At 70.5% G+C, this 21,168-nt stretch carries 14 protein-coding genes and 1 pseudogene; 9 read left to right on the top strand and 6 right to left on the bottom strand.

Annotation, left to right across the window (positions count from 1 at the left end; all coding sequences use genetic code 11):
• The first annotated feature begins 51 nt into the window (after positions 1-51).
• Together ABZU52_RS07340 and ABZU52_RS07335 are read left to right on the top strand one after the other, a co-directional pair.
• Complete coding sequence (locus ABZU52_RS07340; RefSeq protein ID WP_354970207.1) at positions 52-2,883, top strand: hypothetical protein; 2,832 nt, start codon at positions 52-54, stop codon at positions 2,881-2,883.
• Between the two features lie 301 nt (positions 2,884-3,184).
• A complete protein-coding gene (locus ABZU52_RS07335) occupies positions 3,185-4,501 on the top strand; it encodes a cellulose binding domain-containing protein (protein ID WP_354970206.1) in 1,317 nt (438 codons plus the stop codon).
• Positions 4,502-4,662: 161 nt separating this feature from the next.
• Here the strand turns inward: ABZU52_RS07335 and ABZU52_RS07330 are convergent, their stop codons facing one another.
• Complete coding sequence (locus ABZU52_RS07330) at positions 4,663-5,616, bottom strand: DMT family transporter (RefSeq protein ID WP_354970205.1); 954 nt, start codon at positions 5,614-5,616, stop codon at positions 4,663-4,665.
• Here ABZU52_RS07330 and ABZU52_RS07325 point away from each other — a divergent pair.
• Positions 5,615-7,009, top strand: coding sequence for a PLP-dependent aminotransferase family protein (locus ABZU52_RS07325; protein WP_354970204.1), 1,395 nt, complete (start codon positions 5,615-5,617; stop codon positions 7,007-7,009). The genes ABZU52_RS07330 and ABZU52_RS07325 overlap by 2 nt on opposite strands.
• Positions 7,010-7,213: 204 nt before the next feature.
• Positions 7,214-8,644: a glycoside hydrolase family 6 protein gene (locus ABZU52_RS07320; protein ID WP_354970203.1), complete on the top strand. Its 1,431-nt coding sequence runs from the start codon at positions 7,214-7,216 to the stop codon at positions 8,642-8,644.
• A 199-nt stretch (positions 8,645-8,843) separates the two neighbouring features.
• Here the strand turns inward: ABZU52_RS07320 and ABZU52_RS07315 are convergent, their stop codons facing one another.
• From ABZU52_RS07315 to ABZU52_RS07305, 3 genes and pseudogenes are all read right to left on the bottom strand, one after another.
• On the bottom strand, positions 8,844-11,006 hold the full coding sequence (locus ABZU52_RS07315; protein ID WP_354970202.1) for a glycogen debranching N-terminal domain-containing protein: 2,163 nt from the start codon (positions 11,004-11,006) through the stop codon (positions 8,844-8,846).
• Complete coding sequence (locus tag ABZU52_RS07310) at positions 11,003-11,179, bottom strand: hypothetical protein (protein WP_354970201.1); 177 nt, start codon at positions 11,177-11,179, stop codon at positions 11,003-11,005. Before ABZU52_RS07310 ends, ABZU52_RS07315 begins: the two co-directional genes overlap by 4 nt.
• A 209-nt stretch (positions 11,180-11,388) precedes the next feature.
• Positions 11,389-11,604 (bottom strand): annotated as a pseudogene (locus ABZU52_RS07305) (FeoB small GTPase domain-containing protein); the annotation flags it as partial.
• A gap of 263 nt (positions 11,605-11,867) precedes the next feature.
• On the opposite strand from ABZU52_RS07305, the gene ABZU52_RS07300 reads away from it, so the two are divergent.
• The 5 genes from ABZU52_RS07300 to ABZU52_RS07280 all read left to right on the top strand — a co-directional run bounded on the left by ABZU52_RS07300 (position 11,868) and on the right by ABZU52_RS07280 (position 16,078).
• Positions 11,868-12,545, top strand: a complete 678-nt coding sequence (locus tag ABZU52_RS07300) for a response regulator transcription factor (RefSeq protein WP_354970200.1) — start codon at positions 11,868-11,870, stop codon at positions 12,543-12,545.
• 2 nt (positions 12,546-12,547) lie between these two features.
• Positions 12,548-13,933: a HAMP domain-containing sensor histidine kinase gene (locus ABZU52_RS07295; protein ID WP_354970199.1), complete on the top strand. Its 1,386-nt coding sequence runs from the start codon at positions 12,548-12,550 to the stop codon at positions 13,931-13,933.
• 99 nt (positions 13,934-14,032) lie between these two features.
• On the top strand, positions 14,033-14,572 hold the full coding sequence (locus ABZU52_RS07290) for a phosphatase PAP2 family protein (protein WP_354970198.1): 540 nt from the start codon (positions 14,033-14,035) through the stop codon (positions 14,570-14,572).
• A gap of 37 nt (positions 14,573-14,609) precedes the next feature.
• Positions 14,610-15,296 carry a VTT domain-containing protein gene (locus ABZU52_RS07285; RefSeq protein WP_354970197.1) on the top strand — a complete coding sequence of 229 codons (687 nt, stop codon included), beginning with the start codon at positions 14,610-14,612 and terminating at the stop codon, positions 15,294-15,296.
• A gap of 26 nt (positions 15,297-15,322) precedes the next feature.
• The gene (locus ABZU52_RS07280) at positions 15,323-16,078 is read left to right on the top strand and encodes an ABC transporter permease (protein WP_354970196.1); all 756 of its coding nucleotides are present in this window, start codon (positions 15,323-15,325) and stop codon (positions 16,076-16,078) included.
• Here the strand turns inward: ABZU52_RS07280 and ABZU52_RS07275 are convergent.
• Together ABZU52_RS07275 and ABZU52_RS07270 are read right to left on the bottom strand one after the other, a co-directional pair.
• Complete coding sequence (locus ABZU52_RS07275; protein WP_354970195.1) at positions 16,071-17,444, bottom strand: hypothetical protein; 1,374 nt, start codon at positions 17,442-17,444, stop codon at positions 16,071-16,073. The genes ABZU52_RS07280 and ABZU52_RS07275 overlap by 8 nt on opposite strands.
• 98 nt (positions 17,445-17,542) lie before the next feature.
• Positions 17,543-21,049 (bottom strand): BTAD domain-containing putative transcriptional regulator, encoded by a 3,507-nt coding sequence (locus ABZU52_RS07270; protein ID WP_354970194.1) that lies wholly within the window; start codon positions 21,047-21,049, stop codon positions 17,543-17,545.
• Between the last annotated feature and the right edge of the window lie 119 nt (positions 21,050-21,168).

The raw sequence follows: 21,168 nt of genomic DNA, 5'->3' as shown, positions 1-21,168 counted from the left end.
AGGCGCCGTCAAGTGGAGGTATCCGTCCAAATGAAGCGCATCGGATCAGCGATGCTGGCATCCGTGGTGGGTGTTGCCGCCGTCGTGCTGGCCACCAGCCAGCCGGCCCTGGCCGCCACCTCGGTCAATCTACCTCTGTCGAGCTGGGCCTATCTCGATTCGCAGAGCCCCAAGACAAAGTTCGTCAACCCTGCGGTCGCGCCGCCCGTCGGCACCCTGCTCGACGACGCGAACAAGGCGCACACCTACCGCTCCTACTTCACCTACGACCTGACCCAGCTCAAGGGCACTGTGGTGCACAACTCGTACCTGTACACGTACGAGGACACCGTCACCGACTGCTCCACCGCCGCGACCATCGAGTTGTGGCGGACCTCCCCGGTCAAGACCGGCACGACCTGGAACAACCCGCCCGCCGAGCTCGACAAGCTGATCTCCGTCAACCGCGGGAAAGGTGCGTACTACTGCCCCGGCTACCTGGGCATCGACATGGTGTCGACGCTCAACGCGGCGCTCGCCCGGCACGAAAAGTCGATCACCATCGAATACCGGATCACGGCGGCGCAGGAGGCGGACCCGCGGGCCGGCCGGACCTTCCAGCAGCCGACGCTGAGCTCCACGTCCAACCACCCGCCAACCGTGACCGAACCCCGCCTCGAGAGCCCGACCCGGCCGTGCGGCACCGTCGACAAGCCTTCGCCGGCGGCGGCGTCAACCCTGTTCAAGGCCACCGTGAACGACCCCGACGAGGGAGATTCACCGTCGATCCTCTATGCGATCTGGCCGGTCGACCACCCGGACCAGCGCCGCGAATTCTCCAGCTACAACTACGGCACGGACCTCAATCAGTACGCCGACGGCGAGCTTCTCGCCTGGCAGGCACAGGCCCGTGACTACTACGACGCCGGCCCGTGGAGCAAGGTCTGCTACCTCGTCATGGACAAGACGGCACCGGCGAACCCGCCGGCCGTGGCCTCGAAGCTCTACCCCGAGGACGCCACCGGCGGGGGCACCGGCCTCAAGGGAAAGTTCCGCCTCGACGCAAGCGGCGACCTCGACGTGGTTGGGTTCGTGTGGCGTGATTCGAGCGGTTACTCCGGGCAGGTCAAGGCGCGGCAGCCGGGCGGCGCGGCGGTCCTCGAATACACCCCGAAGCGGGACTGGTTCGAGGAGCTGACCATCAGCTCGGTCGACGCCGTGGGCAATCGGGGGCCGGAGAGGCGATACCGCTTCAACGTCGCCGAGACCGCGCCGAGCGTAGAGATCGAACTGGGTGGGGTCGGGCTTCCGAGCACGCTCGCCTTCACCGCGCGGAAGCCCGAGACCACCGCTTTCGGCTATCAGATCAAGGGTGGGCCGGAAACCCGGGTGCCGGCCGTCGACGGCGGAGCCACCGGTCAGCTGACGTTCACCGCGACCGGCGAGGTCGAGGTTGTCGTCAGCAGCTACGTGAAGAACAAGCTCATCGGTCAGGACACCCTGCGGGTCTATGTCACCGACGCTCCCGGGGTGGAGTCGGCCGAGTTCAACTTCGACACCGACCAGATCGCCGGCAAGACCGGATCGTTCACGTTCACGCCGCGCAACAGTGACGTCGTCGCCTACGAGTACGTCCTGGACGACGTCACGCAGACCGTCCAGGCGGCTGCGGATGACACCGCGGTCGTACCGTGGACGGCGACCGCAGGCTGGCACGACATGATCGTGCGGTCGGTGCGGGCGAACGGCGACAAGTCGTCGGCGACCTCTTACCAGTTCAACGTCATCGACCCGGTGCCGCACCTGTACTCGCAGACACTTGAACATCTGAACCGGATCGACGGCGTCGGCCTGCCGGTGGAGTTCTACGTGAGCAGCCGGCTGCCGGAGGTGACCGGGTTCGCCTACCGGTTCGACGGCGGCCCGGAGGTCGCGATCGACGGCCGCGGAGGCAGCACGGAGTTCACCGTGACGCCGACGCACATCGGTGACAACACGCTGATCGTCCAGGCTCTGCTGGCCGATGGCACCCGGTCGCCCGAGAAGACCTTCACCTGGCAACCGTTCGAGGCGCCGGTGGTCACCACCGACCCGGCGAACGGCGGTGCGGGCGGTCAGCCGATGACGCTGACGTTCCGCTCGGTGCTGCCGGACACCAAGGAGTTCCGCTACTCGCTGGACTTCAGCGAGTATCAGACCGTCACGGCGCGGCCGGATGGCACGGCGACCGTCTCGTTCACACCGCAGTCCGGTGGTGGCTGGTTCTCGGCCAGGGTCACCGGTGTCGCTCAGGACGGAACGACGTCGCCGGAGCGCGAGATGACGGTTCCGGTCCGCGACACGCGGGTCTCGGTGTGGAGCGAGTTCTCCGACTGGAGCCCGAGGGGTGGCATCGGCGTGCCTGGTGACTTCAGCTTCAGCACCTCATGGACTCCCGAGGTGGTGGAGTACCGCTACCGGCTCAACGACGGCCCGGAACTGACAGTGCCCATGGGGGACAGCTGGAACACAGTGGTCACGGTCGTGCCGGATCGGAACGGGCTCAACATGCTCACCGTGCAGGGCCGTACCGAGGACGGTCGGCTCTCGCCGATCACCGAATACCCGTTCCAGGTCGGCACCGCGCCGTACGTCTTCTCCGCGGAGTATCCGCAGAGCACTCCCGGCGGCGGAGTGGGCCTCGAGGGTCGGTTCGAGTTCAGCGGCGGGACGGCCGGAATCACGTCATTCGAGTACACCATCGGCGGCGTCCCCGGGACTGTCGAGGCCAACGCCGAGGGCCGCGCGTCGATCACCTGGACCCCGACCGAGGCCACCGGTACCTACCTGGTCGTCAAGGGCCGTAAGGCCGACGGCAGCACCACCGACGAGGTCTGGTACTTCGTTGTGGTGAAGTCGGACTGATCGGCCCACGCTTTTTCAGCTAGCTGTCGAGTGACGCCCCGCAGGCCGATGAGCGCCTGCGGGGCGTCGCTGTCTCGGCGCACGATCGCCCCGCCGGGCTGTCGATCTGGATCAGCATGTTATCGATAACATGCTATCTTTCATTCGGGAGTGAAGGGCACGCTCCCGGTCACCCGAGCCAGCGGGCGAAGACGCGCCGAGGGGCCTCCCCTTCCGCCGCCTTCCCGGTCGGTGACCAGTCCGGGCCCCCGTCGAAGCCAGGCGACCCCGGTTGGCCGCCGAACGGCAAGGAGCCCAAGCAATGCTGAGACGTAGATTCTTCCTCCCATCCATCGCGGCCGCGGCGCTTCTGCTCGCGGCCACCACCGGCGGCGTGTTGAGCGGCGGCCTCGGTGCGACGGCGGTGGCCGCCACCAACGGCACCCTCGCGGCGACCGCCGGCTGCGGTAAGGCCCCCACCCTCGCCAGTGGGACGCGGACGATTCAGAGCAGCGGACAGAGTCGTACGTACAACCTGCGGATCCCGGACGGGTACGACCGGAACCGCCCCTACCGACTGATCTTCGGTTTCCACTGGTTGAACGGCTCGGCCAACAACGTCACCTCGGCGGGCTACTACGGGCTCCAGCCGCTGTCGAACAACAGCACGATCTTCGTCGCCCCGCAGGGTCTCAACGCCGGCTGGGCCAACACCAACGGCCGGGACCTGACCCTCTTCGACGACATCTCCCGGCAGATCGAGAACGACCTGTGCGTGGACACCACCCAGCGCTTCGCCCTGGGCTGGAGCTACGGCGGGGCGATGAGTTACGCGGTGGCCTGCGCCCGGCCCACGATCATCCGCGCGGTCACCGTGCTGTCCGGCGCCAACCTCAGCGGATGCAACGGGGGCACCCAGCCCGTCGCCTACTTCGGCATCCACGGCATCTACGACAGCGTGCTGAACATCTCCCAGGGTCGGCAGTTGCGCGACACGTTCGTGCGGAACAACGGGTGCACCGCGCAGAGCCCGCGCGAGCCGAGCCGGGGCAGCCTCACCCACGTCACCACCGCCTACGCGGGTTGCCGGGCCGGCTACCCGGTGCAGTGGGCGGCGTTCGACGGGGACCACACCCCCAGCCCGGTCGACGGGTCGGGCAGCCCCAACGACTCGCGGACCTGGACCTCGGGCGAGATCTGGAGGTTCTTCAGCCAGTTCGAGTCGACCACGCCGCCGACCACCCCGCCACCGACCACCCCGCCACCGACCACTCCGCCGCCCACCACCCCGCCGCCCACCGATCCACCGACCACTCCGCCGCCGACCGGCGAACCGGGTACCTGCACCGCCACCTACCGGACGCTGAACACCTGGCCCGGCGGCTTCCAGGCTGAGGTGACCGTGGCCAACAACTCCACGGCGGCCCTGAACGGCTGGACCGTGGGCCTGACCCTGGCCAGCGGTCAGGCCATCAGCAGCCTGTGGAGCGGTGTCAACACGGGCACCACCGGCAGTGTCACCGTCAGGAACGCCCCGTACAACGGCACGGTGGGCCCGAACGCCTCGACCAACTTCGGCTTCACGGCCACCGGCAACGGGGCCACCGCACCCAGCAACGTCACCTGCACGAGCCCCTGACCCGGGGCGGGATGGGGGCCCGGAGCCAAATCGGCTCCGGGCCCGCAGGTGACATCCACCGGCGGCAGTTGCCGCCATCGGCTCACGATGCGCTCAGGCTTCGCTCTCCAGCGCTCACCGCCGCCGGCGACCTCGACAACCCGGTCAACCGGACCCCGTGGTCATCGACCGGGTTGTGTCGCCGACGCAGGTGCGGTCGCCTGAGCGCTGGGCCGGGCGCGCTGGGTCAGTACGACGCAGGCCAGCACCACCACCGCCGCCCCGACCGACGCGGGTGTGACGGTCTCGCCGAGCAGCAGCGCCGACCAGATCAGGGTCAGCACCGGCTGGGTGAGCTGGATCTGGCCGACCTTGGCGATGCCGCCCCTGGCGAGACCCGCGTACCAGGCGAAGAAGCCGAGGTACATCGAGATCACGGTGAGGTAGCCGAACGCCGACCAGACGACGGCGTCCGCCTGCGGGGGACGGGCGGCGGCCGCCACCGCCGTGATCGGCACTGTGACGGGCAGGGCGAGCAGCAACGCCCAGCAGATCGTCCGAGCGCCCCCGAGCTCGCGGGCGAGCACCCCGCCCTCGGCGTACCCGAGGCCGCAGAGCACGACCGCCGCCAGCAGGAACAGGTCGGCCAGGGACAGGGCGCCGTGCACCGCGCCGCTGGCGGCGAGGAAGGTGAGCACCGACAGCAGCCCGGCGACGCTGGCGATCCAGAACAGCGGTGCCGGGCGCTCGTTCGACCGCAGCACCGCGAAGACGGCAGTCATGGCGGGCAGCACGGTGATGACCACCGCGCCGTGCGCCGAGGTCTGCGTGGTGAGCGCGAGCGACGTGAACAGCGGGAAGCCGACGACGACGCCGAACGCGACGATCGAGAGCCGCCGCCACTGCCCGCGGGTGGGTCGCGGCGCACCGGTGAACCGCAGATACGGGTACGCCAGCAGCGCCGCGCCGACCGCCCGGCCGAAGGCGACGAACCATGGGTCGAGATCCTGCACGGCGACCCGGGTGGCCGGCAGCGACATGCTGAAGGCGAGCACCCCCAGCGCGCCGAGGGCGAGGCCGGCGCCGCGTCCCGCTGTTACCGTCGCCGGTCGAGTAGCGCTACTCTGTGCTGTCATGGGCAATAGTAACGCTGGTGATCCTGTGGTGCGGGAGCTGCGGCGGCTGCTCGATGGCGCGGCAGCCGGCACGCGGCTGCCCTCGGTGCGTGAGCTGACTGCCCGTCACCACGCCTCCCCGGTGACGGTGGCGGCGGCGATCCGGCAGCTCGTAACCGAGGGCCTGATCGAGACCCGATCGGGCCGGGGCACCTTTGTGGCCAGTCGGCCGGCCCAGCGGAGCGCACCCGACCTGTCGTGGCAGACGGTGGCGCTCGGCCCCCGCCGGCCGGGCGAGGAGGAGATGCAGGCGTTACTGGCGTTACCGCCCGCAGGTGCGATTCCGCTGTCCGGGGGTTATCTGGAGCCCGACCTTCAGCCCGCCGGCCCGCTCGGTGCGGCGTTGGCCCGCGCGGCCCGGCAGCCGTCCTCCTGGGAGCGCGGCCCGGCCGAGGGGCGCGCGGACCTACGCGCCTGGTTCGCCCGCGAGGCCGGCGCCGGGCTACGCCCCGACGACATGGTGATCTGCCCCGGCGGGCAGGCCGCGCTCTCCTCGACGCTGCGCGCGCTGACCACGCCCGGCGACACCCTGCTCGTGGAGTCCCCGACCTATCTGGGCGCGCTGGCCGCCGCGCGCGCGGCGGGGCTGCGGCTGGTGCCGGTGCCCGCCGACGTCGACGGCGTACGGCCCGACCAGCTCGCCATCGCGTTCGCCCGTACCGGTGCCCGGTTGTTCTACTGCCAGCCGCTCTTCGCCAACCCGCACGGTGCGACGCTCGCCGTCCAGCGCCGAGCCGCGGTCGCCGCCGCGGTTCGCGACGCCGGGGCGTTCCTGATCGAGGACGACTACGCCCGCGACCTGGCCATCGACGGGGAGCCACCGTCGCCACTGGCCGCCGACGACCCGGACGGGCACGTCATCTACCTGCGCTCGCTGACAAAGTCGGCCGCACCTGGTCTGCGGGTCGCCGCGATCGGTGCGCGCGGTCCGGCAGGCACCCGACTGCGGGCGGCCCGGCTGCTCGACGACTTCTTCGTCGCCGGTCCGCTTCAGCAGGCCACGCTGGAGTTCGTCACCGCGCCGGCCTGGGCCCGGCATCGCCGCACGCTGCGAAACGAGCTGCGCGCCCGACGTGAGGCGCTACTGTCCGCGCTCGCGCGGCACCTGCCGTCGCTGACCCCGCAGGGCGTTCCCCGCGGCGGGCTGCACCTGTGGGTGCGGCTGCCCGACGGCACCGACGATGTTGCGCTGGTCGCCGCCGGTGCCGCCGAGGGCGTCATCGTCTTTCCCGGCCGACCCTGGTACGCGGCCGAGGCTCCGGCACCGCACCTACGCCTCACCTACGCCGCCGCCCCGGCGGGGCTGATGGACGAAGCGGTCCGCCGACTCGCCGTCGCACTCGACCGGACATAGCCTCCGCCTGGACCTGGTACCCGACCACCCCCTGCACGTCGGGGACGGCAGCCGCGGCTGCGGCATGAACCTTGACCCCCAAACGCGGGCAACTGCCGCATCGACGAGCGTTCACGTCTTGGCAGCGGTGCGCGCCTCCGCTAACGTCCATGGGAACGCTCCCATGAACTTGGATACATCTATGTGATCTGGAGGCAACACGTCGTGGCTATCCTCTCCTCGCTCCGCCGCAGATCGGCGGCCATCAGCGTGGCGGCCGTCGCGGGCGCCGCCACCGTCGGCGTCTGCCTCACCGTCGGCAGCGCCTCCGCCGGCACGGTGTCCGGGTCGCTCTACCGCGACCCGAGTTCGGCAGTCGTCCGCTGGGTCGCCGCCAACCCCGGTGACTCGCGTGCCGCCGTCATCCGCGACAAGATCGCAAGCCAGCCGCAGGCCCGCTGGTTCGCCAACTTCAACATCTCGACCGCGCAGTCCGAGGCCGCCGCGTACGTCGGCGCCGCCAACGCGGCCCAGCAGATCCCGGTGCTCTCGGTCTACCAGATCACCAACCGGGACTGCGGCGGGGCCAGTGCCGGTGGGGCACCGGACCTCAACCAGTACCAGACCTGGGTGTCCAACTTCGCCAGAGGGCTGGGCAGCCAGACCGTCCTGATCATCCTGGAGACCGACTCGCTCGCCCTTCTGACCTGCCTGAACAGCAGCGAGATCAACGCCCGTAACCAGGCGATCTCGACAGCCACCCGCACCATCAAGGCGGCCAACCCCAACGCCAAGGTGTACCTCGACGCCGGCCACTCCACCTGGAACAGCGCGGGTGAGACAGCCAACCGACTCCGGGCGGCCGGCGTGCAGTACGCCGACGGCTTCTTCAGCAACGTGTCGAACTACAACTCCACCTCCAACGAGGCGAACTTCGGCCGAGCGGTCATCTCCGCCCTGAACGGCATGGGCCTCACCGGCAAACGCCAGGTCATCGACACCAGCCGCAACGGCGGCGCCAGCGGAGACTGGTGCGGCGACGACAACACCGACCGGCGCATCGGGATGTACCCCACTACCAACACCGGCGACAACAACATCGACGCGTACCTCTGGGTGAAGCCGCCGGGTGAGGCGGACGGCTGCCGCTACACGGCCGGTTCGTTCCAGCCCGACCTGGCCTTCAGCCTGGCCAACGGCGCGCCGAACCCGCCGAACACCACGCCGCCGACCACCACGCCGCCGACGACCACCCCGCCGACCACCACGCCGCCTACCACCACGCCGCCTACCACCACGCCCCCGACCACGACCCCGCCGACGACCACCCCGCCGACCACGCCGCCGAACACCACGCCGCCGGCCGGTGACGGCTGCTACGCGTCGGTCGCGGTCAACCAGTGGGCCGGGGGCTTCACCGCGAACGTGACGGTCACCGCCGGCAAGTCGGACATCAACGGCTGGACCGTGACCATCGCGCTGCCCAGCGGCACCTCGGTCACCGGCACCTGGAACGCCCAGGCCAGCGGCACCAGCGGAAACGTCCAGTTCACCAACCTGAGCTACAACGGGCGGATCCTCGGCCGGCAGTCGACCACCTTCGGCTTCCAGGGCACCGGCACCGGCCCGGGCGTGACGGCCACCTGCGTCGGCTGATCCCGCTCGTCGCCGCAGCCCGGGTCTCACGAGCACGGGCAGTTGACCCACGGTCCGGTCGAACAGAGTCAATCTGTTCGGCCGGACCCTGCTCGGCGACGCGGTCGTCAAGACGAATTCTCGCTGGTTGCCCCGCCTGGTGTGGTCGGCGGTCGGGCCGCTTCTCGGGTCACTGCGGCCGAATTAGCGGCTCAGGACGCTAGCGGGCGGCCAGGCGGACGTAGGAGTTGTCGTCGATCGCCTCCACGTCCCAGCTCTTGCCGAAGGCGTTCAGGCCGGTCAGCCGGACCCGCCCGATCTCCTCGGGAATCTGCGGGTCGAAAATGAGCTGACCATCTTTGGCCTCGAGGCCGAGCATGGTGCGCAGGAAGAGTAGTGGTGCTCCACTCGCCCAAGCCTGGGGGTTGCAGGCGGTCGGGTACAGGACGGGTAGCCGGCTGAACGACCGGTCATACCCGGAGAGCGCCTCTGGTAGGCGGAACTCAGAGCTCTCGGCCGCCTTCAACATCGCCAGAATGATCCGGTTTGCTTCCTGCCGATAGCCGTACTGGGCAAGCCCGTGAGCGATCAGGGAATTGTCGTGCGGCCACACGGTGCCCATGTGGTAGCCGATCGGGCTGTAGCCACGGTCCTGGGTCGAGGTGGTGCGCACGCCCCAGCCGGAGAAGAGGTGATCCGACATCAGCTGGCGCGCCACGACGGCGGCTCGGTCGGGCGGCACTATGCCGCTCCACAGCAGCTGGCCCATGTTCGAGGTCATCGAGTCGATCCGACGCTTGTCCCCGTCCAGCCCGACCGCGTAGTAGCCGCCCCGCTCGTCGATCCAGAAGTCCCGGTTGAAGCGCTGGCACAGCTGTTCAGCCTCGGCTCGTAACCGCTGGGCCAGCCCGGGGTCGTCGAGCGGGCCGTCGGCCAGCTCTGCCACGCGCAGCTTCGCGTCGTAGGTGTAGCCCTGGATCTCGCAGGTCGCGATCGGCAGCACCGGGATCGATCCGTCGGCGAACTGGATGCCGTCCCACGAGTCACGCCAGCACTGATTGCCCAACCCTTGCGACGACCGGGTGGCGTACTCGACATATCCGTCGTGGTCACTGTCGCCGTACTCGTCGATCCACCGCAGTGCCGCGTGCACGTTGTCGCGCACCTCGCGGACGAGTTCATTGTCGCCGGTGAAGCGCCAGTACTCCGACAGCAGGATCAGCCACAGCTGGGTGGCGTCAGCGGTCCCGTAGTACGGGTCGTACGGCTTGAGGCCGAGCTTGGTCAGCTCGCCGGTGCGGACCTCGTGCAGAATTTTGCCCGGTTCCTCGTCGCTGAAGTCGTCGATCTTGAGCCCTTGGTGCAGCGCCAGCTTGATGAGTGCTCCGTGCGCCAGATGCGGCGCGTAGCTCACCGTCTGATAGGCGGTGATCAACGTGTCCCGGCCGAAGATGCCGAGGAACCAGGGCAGCCCGGCGGCGGGCAGCACGAGCGGCTTGTCCCGTGGACGCACCTCGATCCGCAACGCGATCAAATCCCGCACCGACTTCTCGAAGGCATTGCCGAGCGTCGCGGAGTCCGTCTGCAGGCGCGGCAGCACCGCCCGCCACCGGGAGACGGGGTCGTCCGCGTCGCCGCCGAGGATCTCGCCGAACTCCCGGTGGGTGGGCAGCACGTAGTTGGGCCCGTAATGCAACGGCACATACAGCTCGCATTCCCACCCGCGGCCCGGATCGAGGTGGAGATCCCAGACCAGGTCATCGCCCTCTACCCTGGTGGCCGGGGGGTTCGCCTCGACCACCGTCCTGGCCTCGAACGATTCGTTGCGGTACGAGAAGTCCAGCCGCGAGCCGTCCTGGGCGTGCGCGCGGGTGATCTGCGCCGACCGGTCCCGTATCTCCTCCTTGATCTCCAGGATGTCCGCGAAGTCGTTTCCGACCGCCAGGCGGAGCTGGACCGACACCGGCTCCCGGGCCAAGCAGCGCACCTCGATACATTCGCGCATGCCCTCGCCGACGAAGCGACGCCGGCGGATGCCCAGAGTGTTCGCCGGAAGGCCGGGCAGATCGGGATTGCTCAGGAAGAACGCCGCCGAGTAATGGTCGACGGTGCCCGAGCTCAGGACGAGCAGGGGCTGGCCATTGACGGTGAGCTCCCATCTGCTGAGAAACCTCGTGTCGGCCCGCACCAGCCCACCGATCGAGTTCCGGGGGACGTCGCCCGCCTCGTTCGAGAACATGAAGGTGAGCCCGTCGAGCACCCCGATCGCGGCCGAGCCCAGATCTGGCGGCAGCTTGTGGACGGTCCGGCTCGGGATCTGCTCGTCCGCTGTCAATCCCGGTGTCGGATCGGCCGGGGTCGGACGTCGACCTGTCGTCGTCACGGCGAACCTCCGCAGTAGCCCGGCTCGGAGAGCTGCGTGTCCAGGTCGCGGGCCGCGCCGCCACTGATCTGCTCCGCCGATGTCGTGAGCGTGGCTCCGACGAGAGTCGCCGCCTCCGCCGCTGGCAGTCCCGCCCGCTTTCCTACCGCTTCGAGAAGCTCGGCGTGGTTCACGGGTTCTCCTTCCGCGCCGCACATCGCGTCCTCACTTGTGCGGCGACCAGCGCCGCTTACCCGAGCGCGGTCTGGCAAAACGGCCGCGTCACGCGGTTGGACGACGTCATCGGATACCGATGGGCCTACATCGGCCACGGTTGCGACCCACGCACCGTGGTCACCGACATCCCGCCGGACCGCTCCCTCCACGGAACGCTGTACCGGCGGCCGTCGAGCACGTCGACCATGATCTGCTCGTCCGGGCTGATCGGATCCAGGCTGTAGGTGCCCGGCAGGTCCTCGATCAGGTACCGCCGGTCGCCCGCCTCAAGGGTGCCGACGAATCGGGACACCGTTACACCGGGGTAGTTGCCCGTCTTGGCGTGCAGACCGGTCAGCGCGTTGAAGATGCTCGTCTTGCCGGTGTTCGGGCTGCCCGCCACGGCGGCGCCCCGTCGGCCAGCCCCACGATCGTGGCCCGACTGCCCGGGGGCAGGTCGGACAGCCGCCCCGCTGACCCGGCGGACGCCTCGACGGTACGCACCGGACGACCGGAGCGGGCGGCAGGACGTCTCAGCAGCACCAGCTCACCATAAGGCTCGCCTCACCTGTCAGGGCGTGTGACGAATTCCGGCGGCGGTGCTCTGTCCGCCCTCGGCGACGTACCGTGCGTGCGGGTGTCGACGTTCGGAAGGGGGTGGGCGGGGTGCGGGTGCTGGTCGTCGAGGACGAGACCGCCCTGGCGCAGGTGCTGCGCGCCGGCCTGGTGGACGAGGGTTTCGCCGTGGATGTGCAGCACACCGGGACCGACGGGCTGTGGGCGGCCACCGAGAACCCGTACGACGTGATTGTGTTGGACATCATGCTGCCCGGCCTGAACGGTTACGAGGTGTGCCGGCGGCTGCGGTCACAGGGTGTGTGGACGCCGGTGTTGATGTTGACCGCGAAGGACGGGGAGTACGACCAGGCGGATGCCTTCGACCTCGGGGCCGACGACTACCTGGTCAAGCCGTTCTCGTTCGTGGTGCTGGTGGCCCGGCTGCGGGCCCTGGTGCGCCGGGGCGCGCCCGCCCGGCCGGTCGTGCTGACCGCCGGGGACCTGACCGTGGACCCGGCCCGGCGACAGGTCAGCCGGGCCGGCCAGGCCGTTCGGGTCACCGCGCGGGAGTTCGCGCTACTGGAGTTCCTGATGCGGCACCGCGGTGACGTGGTGTCCAAACGGCAGATCATCGACAACGTCTGGGACGCCCACTTCGACGGCGACCCCAACATCGTCGAGGTGTACGTCGGCTACCTCCGCCGCAAGATCGACCAACCGTTCGGGCGCCGGGCGATCCAGACCGAGCGGGGCATGGGCTATCGACTGGCAGCCGACGGCGGCTGAGGATGGTCATCCGATGGACGCGCCAGCGTCTGGGGGTACGGCTGCGGTCGGCGCTGGCCGCCGCCGCTGTCGTGGGGGCAGCCTTCGCTGTCGGCGCGGCGGCGTTCGTCCTCATCGCTCGCGCGGATCTCGCCGGCAACGTGGATGCCGCCGCACGACAGCGGGCGGCCGAGGTGGTCGCGGCGGTGGCCGCCGGCGATCAGGACGCGCTCGCCCAGACGCTGAAGCCCAGCCCGGGCGAACAGACGTTGGTGCAGGTCCTCGACCCGTCGGGGCGGGTCGAGGCGGCCTCGGCCGCGCTCGGTGACGCCGCGCCGCTGTCCCCGCTGCGGCCCCGGCCCGGTCAGCTGCTGCGCGAGCAGCGGCTGCTGCCGTTCGCCGACGAGGACCCGTTCCGGATCGCGGCCGTTGGGGTGGCCACCGGCTCCGGCACCCGCACGGTGCTGGTGGCGCAGTCGCTGCGGCCGGTCAACGAGAGCACCGAGGCGGTCGCGGGGATCCTGGCCGCTGGGCTGGCGCCCATGCTGCTGGTGGTCGGCGCGGCGGTGTTCTGGTTCGTGGGGCGTTCCCTGCGTCCGGTCGAGGCGATCCGCCGGCGGGTCGCCGGCATCACTGCCCGTGACCTGCACGCCCGGGTGCCGGTGCCGGCCGCCCGAGATGAGGTCGCGGCGCTGGCCGAGACGATGAACCGGATGCTCGAGCGCCTGGAGACCGCCGCGGCGAGCCAGCGCCGGTTCGTCGCCGACGCCAGCCACGAGCTGCGCAGCCCCCTGGCCACCCTGCGCGCTGGCCTCGACCGCCTGACGCTGGCACCCGTACCCCAGGGGCACCGCGACCTGGTCGAGCTGCTGCGCCGCGAGACCAGCCGGCTCGGCGATCTCGTCGCGGACCTGCTGCTGCTCGCGCGCATCGACGAGCGGGGCGCCCCCGGGCGCCGGGACGACGTCGACCTCGACGATCTCGTCTACAACGAGCGGGAGCGGCTCGCCGGGCAGCACCCGGACCTCACCGTCCGGGTCGACCTCGCCCCGGTACGGGTGACCGGAGACGCCCACGATCTGGGTCGGGCGTTGCGGAATCTGGCCGACAACGCCGCCCGTCACGCCCGTACCCAGGTGACCCTGCGCGTGTCGGTGCGCGACGGGTGGGGATGCGTCGAGGTTACCGACGACGGACCCGGTGTCCCCGACGCCGACCGGGAGCGCATCTTCGACCGGTTCGTCCGTCTCGACGACAGCCGCACCCGCCCGGAAGGTGGCACCGGCCTCGGCCTCGCCATCACCCGCCAGGTCGTCGCGGCGCACGGTGGACGGGTGCGGGTGAAGCCGGGTCCGGGAATGACCGTCGAAATCCTCCTGCCTCGAAACGGTGACGTCGACCAGGGGTGAAGTCGGGCCTGGTCCGTTTCAGGCTCCTCTCAGGTGGCGGTTGTGAAGCTGGACGCCAGGCGGCCCGTGGGGGGCGGACCACCAGTTCCAGGGAGATTCATGAACTACCACCTGTTCCAGATCGTCAACGGCGCAGCCGGCCGCAGCGACCTCGTCGACGACGTCTTCGAATGGTCGGCGGCGTGGCTGATCTACGTCCTCGTCGCCACCGCGGCCGTACCTGTCCTGGCTCACCTGCGACACGGGCGTGCCGCCCTGATGCGCGTCGTCGCGTCCCTCGGGCTGGCCTTTGCCGTCGGGCAGGCCGTCGCCGCGCTCAGCACCGAGGTGCGGCCCTTCCAGACCCACACCGTGCACCAGCTGATCCCGCACGCCGCCGGAGCGTCGCTACCCAGTGACCACGCCACCGCGGCGTTCGCGGTGGCATTCGCCGTCGGGGCGTTTCTGTCCCGTCGATGGGGGGTAGCGCTGAGCGTGCTCGCCACCATCATCGGCTTCGCCCGAGTCTGGACCGGCGTGCACTACCCCGGGGACATCCTCGCCGGCGCGCTCATCGCCGCCGCAGCTGTCGCCACCATCGGCGTCGTCGGTCGCGCCTACGAGCGCCGTACCAGCCGCCGCCTCGACACCACCGCCTGAGCACCAGCCCTCGCCCCCTCGTTCCGGAGGTCATGCCATGTCCACGCCTCAGGCGCTACTCGCCGCGGGCCCCAGCTTCATCGACCCGGAATGGCTGATCTCCACCTTCGGGCTGATCGGGATCCTCGCGATCATCTTCGCCGAGTCCGGGGTGCTGATCGGGCTGTTCCTGCCCGGCGACTCGCTGCTGTTCACCGCCGGGCTGCTCGTCGCCGACAGCCGCTACCTGCACCAGCCGCTCTGGCTGGTCTGCCTGCTCGTCGTCGTCGCCGCCATCGCCGGTGACCAGGTCGGCTACCTGTTCGGCAAGCGCGTCGGCCCGAGCCTGTTCCGGCGGCCCAACTCCCGGCTGTTCAAGCAGGAGAACGTGCACCGGGCCAACGCCTTCTTCGCCCGCCACGGCGCCCGCTCGATCGTGCTGGCCCGCTTCGTGCCGGTCGTCCGGACCTTCACCCCTGTCATCGCCGGGGTCAGCCGGATGCACTACCGCACCTTCGTCACCTACAACGTCCTCGGCGGCCTGCTGTGGGGAACCGGCGTCACCGTGCTCGGCTACTTCCTCGGGCAGATCAGCTTCGTCAAATCGAACATCGAGTTCATTCTGATCGCCATCGTGCTGGTCTCCGTCGTGCCGATCGGCATCCAGTTCCTGCGCTCCCGCCGCCGCTCGGCAACCCCGGCCACCGAGGCGACGGTGTCCGGAAACGCCTCCCGTGCGGACTGAACGACCGCTGAGGCGACACTGACCGAATGACCTCGACGATGCTGGTGCTCGGGCCGAGACTCGCCGTCGCGCTGGTGCTGCTGACCGCTGCCGCGGCTGCCATCGCCACCGTCGGACGGCTCGGGCACGGCCGACAGATCGTCGTCGCCGCCGTCCGCGCCGCGCTGCAACTGGCCGCTGTGTCACTGGTGATCACCGCGATCGTCGGCTCGCTGTGGGCCACCGGTGCCTTTGTGCTGCTCATGTGCGCGGTCGCCGCCAGCACGTCGGGCCGGCGGATCACCGGTGGACCGTACGGCTGGTGGGCGGTTGTCCCGATCGCCACCGCCAGCCTGACCGTCGTCGCCGCCCTGCTGCTCGCCGGGCTGGTGCCCCTGCGCGGCATCGCGATCATCCCGATCGCCGGCATCCTGACCGGCGGCGCGATGACCGCCACCAGCCTCGCCGGGCGGCGCTTCAACGACGACCTGCGCGCCCGGCGCGGCGAGGTCGAAGCGGCACTCGCGCTGGGCCTGCTTCCCCGCGACGCCCGGCTGCTCGTCTGCCGCCCCGCCGCCAGCCAGGCACTCATCCCGGCCCTCGACCAGACCCGCACCGTCGGCCTGGTCACCCTCCCTGGCGCCTTCGTCGGCGTCCTCCTCGGCGGCGCCAGCCCGCTGACCGCGGGCATCACCCAACTGTTCGTCCTCGTCGGCCTCCTCGCCGTCGAAGCCACCGCCACGGTCCTCACCATCGAGGTGATGGCCCGGGGGCGGCTCCGTCCGCGCGAGGCGGTCAGCTGACGCCGTCGAACTGATTCAAGGTCGCCAGCAGGGTGTCCACCGCCGAGGCGCAGTCGCCCCGCACCGGACTCGACGCCCGCAGGGCCGTCAGGACCGCATCGATCTGGTCGTCGAGTTCGTGCCACCGTGCCGAATCGCGCGGCTTCAGGCCCGCCTCGGCGTCGTCCCAGGCGACCTCGAGATCCTTCGCCCGGGTCTTCCCGCCCACCAGGTCGTTCTGGGCGACCCTCTCCTTGACGTCGGTGACGATCACCGCGAACTTGCCCAGGTTGCCCAGCTTCGTGGTCGGATGAGCCTGCTGCGGGAGGGCCCTGGGGGCACCGGCCGGGCTACCGGGCTGTGCGGTCGTGATGGGCGCAGGCGCGGCGGTCGGTGTCGTGTCCGCGGCCGGCCGCAGCACGAACCCGGCCAACGCGACAGCTACGACGGCCACGCCGGCCCACAGGTAGTCCTGCCGGTAGCCGCCCAGCGGCCCCGCGCCCTTTACCGCCACCCCATGACGATTGACCAGAACCTGTTCACGGATGACGAGGACCACGATCGTGCCGAAGAACAGCAGACTGGTCACGCTCGCACCCAGCCCCAGACCGCCGAAATCCTTGTCCTGCGTCAGCAGGTCACCGAGCGAGGCGCCGAGCGGGCGGGTGAGCACGTACGCGATCCAGAACGTCAGCACCTGCCCGGCGCCCAGCCGGTAGGCCAGCCACGTCGCCGCGATCAGGCCCCCGAAAATCAGCACCCCGTTGCGGAATCCCAGGCTGAGTGCCTCGGTGGCGAGGTCACCAGCGGCGGTGCCGAGCGCGAACGTGGTGAGGATCGCACCCCAGTAGAACGCCTCGCGGCGCGGGGTGTCGATGGAGGTGATCGCGAGAGTACGTTCCTGCCGATACCAGACGGCGAACACGACCGCGAGGACCACCGCGAAAACAGCGGTACTGACATACAAGCTGACGCCCAGCGTGTCGGTGAACAAGTCGGTCAACTGCGTACCGACGATGCTCACCAACACCACACACAACCAGTAGATCCACGGCGTGTACGCGCGGGTCCGGAACTGGATGACGAGCGCGCCGACCAGCGCAACGATCATGACCGCGTCGGTGACGGCGGGACCCAGCCCGACGTTCACGGCCAGGTAATCCGCGAACGTCTCCCCGATCGTCGTCGACAACACCTTGATGACCCAGAACGTCGCGGTGATCGCCGGGACTTTCGTCAACCACCCGCGCGTACCCACCAGCCGGTCAGTGGCAACGGACACAACTCTTCCCTTCGTCGAGGACACTGACGCGAGCATGGAACGCCGACCCTGAAATCTCGCTGAAGACCTCACCCGCTCTTCGACCTCAGCGACCTCGAGAACCACTCCGCATGCGGCCCTCGCCGCCCGGTGGCCATCACCGAGGCGCGCAAGATCACCTGCGCAGCGTTCTGCGGGGTGACCAACGTCCCGCTGCGGAGCAGCTACGAGACGGTCAGGCTGGCGAGCGCCTGAACCCGACGCATATCTGCTCGGCATCCGGCGACGCCGAATCCGGCGATCGCTCGATCGAGGTGCTCGGTCGTGTCGAGCCCGAGGGCGGACCGCTGCCCCGCGGCGAGATGTCTGCCGAGTTCGTCATGGGCGCGCGCCAGCTCGTAGGGCATGTGACGGCGTTCGGCTTCGCGGGCCGCCTGGACCCACGCCCGCCGGGCGGGCTCGGCCCGGCCGTCGAGCCATCGGTACCAGCCCAGGCAAATGAGCGCTCTCGGGCGGGCCATGGGAAACGTGCGGGCGTAGCGGCGCAACCGGCGTAGGGCGATTCGGGTGCTGTCGCGCAGCTCGGCTGGGCTCGGTTCGCCCGCCCCGCGCTCCGAAGTGCGATGCGGGTCCGTCAGCTCGCGCAGCGCCAGACAGACCTCTGCAATTCCGGCGTGCGCCTCCAACGCGTACTGCTCGAACGACGGATGTGCGCCGATCAGGTGGTCGGCGGTGCGGACCGCCTGCCAGGCGCGCGACGGCTGCCCGGCGGCGAGGTGCCGGCGAGCGGCGGCGACGTGCAGACGGGCGGCGTCGATCCGGGCCGCCGCCGGCAGAAGCTGTGCGGCCTCTTCGGACCAGCCCGCCAGCGCCGGGTCGTCGGGGTCGGTGCGCAGGGCCGTCTCGATCAGGACGAGCAGAGCCCAGAGGTGGACGACGGGATCGCGGCGATCGCGGCCGGCGGCCAACGCCTCCGTGGCCTCTGCCGCCGCCTGCGCGTAGCGGGCGGTGAGGTACCGGCTGCCCGCGCTGATCAGAAGCACCTCGTCGGCCCACCGGTGCATCGGTGTCCGGCGCCGGAGTTTCAGGACCCGGTCCGCGCCGTGCTCGACGGCCGCCCAGTCGCCGACCCCGGTCCAGTGCAGCCCGCCCACGATGCCGACCCAGCAGGCGGTGAGCGGGTCGTCGGTGCGCTCCACGGCGCTGTTCGCGGCGCGAAGGTGGCGGCCCGCGAGCCGGTGCAACCCCACGGTGCCGACGATCATCCCGAGACCGGCCTGCGCCCGCACGATCAGATCGAGGTCCCCGGCGCGTTCGGCGGAGTTCAGCGACGAGATCGAGGCCGCGAGGATCGGAACGTGCTCGTCGAGCACCCAGTAGACCTCGGCGATGGCGAAGCAGGCGGCAGCGCGTTCGCGGGCCGCCTCGCGCCGGTCCGCACGGCGGTCGACGACACCGCCCGGCCGCAGGCCGTGAAGCGCCCGGCGCGCCACCTGTGACGCGAGCATCCCGATCCGACCCGTCGTCGACACCGGGACGCGGCCGCCCAGGAGGTCCAGTGCCCGCTCCAGGTGGTACCGCGCGGCGTCCGCCTCCCCGAGCTGCTGGTGCGTCTCGCCGAGCATGCGGTGCCAGCGGGCCCGCTGGAGGGTCGTGACGTCACGGTTCAGCGCCGCGCGGAAGAAGGCCTGGGCCTCCCGGAACCAGCCCAGGCGCTGGTACGCCGCCCACAGCCGGACCAGGTGGGCGTCGAGGGTGGTCGGGTCGGCGTCGAGGATGAGCCAGTCGGTGGCGGCACGCAGGTTCTCCTGCTCCATCTCCAGACGAGGCCCGCCGTCGGCGCGGGCCTCGCCCTCCAGGGGCAGCAGCGCGATGTGGTGCTCGGCGTGACGCCATCGCGTCCGCGCCTCCTCCGCGGGGTCCGCGGCGAGGCTCTCGGCGGCGTACTGCCGGAGCAGCTCGTGCATCTCGTACCGCCCGTCCTCGCCGACCGCGATCAGCGACTGGTCGACGAGGCCGGCCAGCATCGGCAGTCCGGCGCCGGCCACGGCCTCGGCGGAATCGAGGTCGAAGCTGCGGCGCAGCACCGACAACCGACCCAGGGTCCGGCGTTCCTCGGCGGTCAGCAGCTGCCACGACCAGTCGATCACGGCGCGGATGCTGCGGTGTCGCGGCTCCACGTCGGGTGCGCTGGTCTCCAGCAGTTCCAGCCCGTCGGCGAGACGATCGGCGATGGCGGTCGGACCGGCGGAGCGTACCCAGCGGGCAGCCAGCTCAATGGCCAGCGGCACACCGCCGACCAGCCGGCACACCCGCCCGGCCCCCTCGGCGTCGTCGACGGCGGCAAGGCTGGGACGCAGCAGCCGGGCCCGCTCCTGGAAGAGCTGCACCGCCTCGTAGCCGGCGGCGTCCGCGTCGGCCTCGGGCGAAGGGTAAGGCAGGCCGGGCACCTCGACCAGCCACTCCACACCCAACCCCAGCGGTCGCCGGGAGGTCACCAGCAGCTGCACACCCGGTGCTCGCCGCAGCAGTTCGGCGAGCACTCCTGCGGCGTCGCGGAGATGCTCCAGATTGTCGAGCACCAGCAGCAGCTCGCGGCCGGCCACGTGCTCGGCGAGCAGGTCCAGCGGTTCGCGAGGCACGGCCAGGTCGATCTCGAGCGCGCGGGCGAGACCGGCGACGACCAGATCGCCGGCCTCCGCCGGCCGGGCCGGTCCGGTGCCGACGAAGGACACGAACACCGTCCCGTCACGACGACGCCCCCGCCGATACGTGGCGACCTCCACCGCCAGCCGGGTCTTGCCGATCCCGCCGGGGCCCACGAGCGTCACGAGCCGGCAGGTGGGATCGTCGAGGAGCTCGTGCAGGCGCGTCAGCTCCCTCTCCCGACCGATCAGCGCGGTGAGCGGGCGAGGCAGATCGTTCGATGGCGACCCGGTCGTTGGGGACGGGTCCTCCCGCCCGGCCGCCGGGAGCGGATCGACACCAAGCGCGGTGAACTCGCCGGTGGTGGCGATCTCGTCACGCAGCGCGAGCGTGTCCGCCGCCGGTTCGATGCCCAGCTCCTCCCGAAGGAGATAGCGGCAGGTCTCGAACTGGGCGAGTGCGGCGCTACGCTGACCGCCCACGGCCAGGAACCACATCAACGCCCGGTGCGCCTCCTCGTGGAGCCGCTCCAGCTGTAGCAGGCGGCGGGTCACCTCGATCCCGCCGGCAGCATCCCGCCGGTCTCGGGCCCGCCGTACGGCACGGTCCATGAGCGCGAGCATGTCTGCGCGAACAGCGGCACGCCGCTCGGTCAGCCAGTCATCGAAGAGCGGTGCTCCCGGGACGCCGAAGCCCTCGAGAAAGTCGCCTCGGCAGAGCGGGACGGCCGCCAGCAGCTCGTCATCCTCCCCGTGGGAGGCAGCGACCCGGCTCACCTCCGCGACATCGACCCACACCCGGCTGCTGTCGGCCAGCCCTATGGTCTGCCTGCTCGCCGCCACCTGCTCCGGGACGGCCCGGCGCAGCTTGCTCAGCACCAGCCGCAGGTTGGCCCGGGCGGTCGCCTCCGGGAGGTCGCTCCAGAGCAGACCGGCCAGCGCCGAGCGTGGGTGTGCGGTGCCGGTGACCGCCAGATAGACCAGGAGCGCGGTCGCCTTGGCGGAGGCCAGCTCCACCAGGGGACGCCCATCGACCGTCAGCTCGGCGCCGCCGAGCACCCGGACACGCAACTGTTGGTTCCGCATCGCCACCACCGCCGTCCGGAAGGAACTTTACCGCTTCCCACGCTGCGAAAACGGTCGGGAAACGGTCCGCACACGGCAGCTCCCTACGGTCGGGTCATGAGTGTCAGAACCCGGCTCAC

It is taken from the genome of Micromonospora sp. NPDC005220 (assembly GCF_040607895.1).
Taxonomy (GTDB): domain Bacteria; phylum Actinomycetota; class Actinomycetes; order Mycobacteriales; family Micromonosporaceae; genus Micromonospora.
This window is presented reverse-complemented; position numbering and strand designations above follow the sequence as displayed.

Coding starts and splice junctions, on each gene's coding strand:
- ABZU52_RS07335 (WP_354970206.1), top strand. CDS start 3,185: ATGCTGAGACGTAGATTCTTCCTCCCATCCATCGCGGCCGCGGCGCTT.
- ABZU52_RS07290 (WP_354970198.1), top strand. CDS start 14,033: ATGAACTACCACCTGTTCCAGATCGTCAACGGCGCAGCCGGCCGCAGC.
- ABZU52_RS07295 (WP_354970199.1), top strand. CDS start 12,548: ATGGTCATCCGATGGACGCGCCAGCGTCTGGGGGTACGGCTGCGGTCG.
- ABZU52_RS07330 (WP_354970205.1), bottom strand. CDS start 5,616: ATGACAGCACAGAGTAGCGCTACTCGACCGGCGACGGTAACAGCGGGA.
- ABZU52_RS07325 (WP_354970204.1), top strand. CDS start 5,615: ATGGGCAATAGTAACGCTGGTGATCCTGTGGTGCGGGAGCTGCGGCGG.
- ABZU52_RS07280 (WP_354970196.1), top strand. CDS start 15,323: ATGACCTCGACGATGCTGGTGCTCGGGCCGAGACTCGCCGTCGCGCTG.
- ABZU52_RS07340 (WP_354970207.1), top strand. CDS start 52: ATGCTGGCATCCGTGGTGGGTGTTGCCGCCGTCGTGCTGGCCACCAGC.
- ABZU52_RS07285 (WP_354970197.1), top strand. CDS start 14,610: ATGTCCACGCCTCAGGCGCTACTCGCCGCGGGCCCCAGCTTCATCGAC.
- ABZU52_RS07270 (WP_354970194.1), bottom strand. CDS start 21,049: ATGCGGAACCAACAGTTGCGTGTCCGGGTGCTCGGCGGCGCCGAGCTG.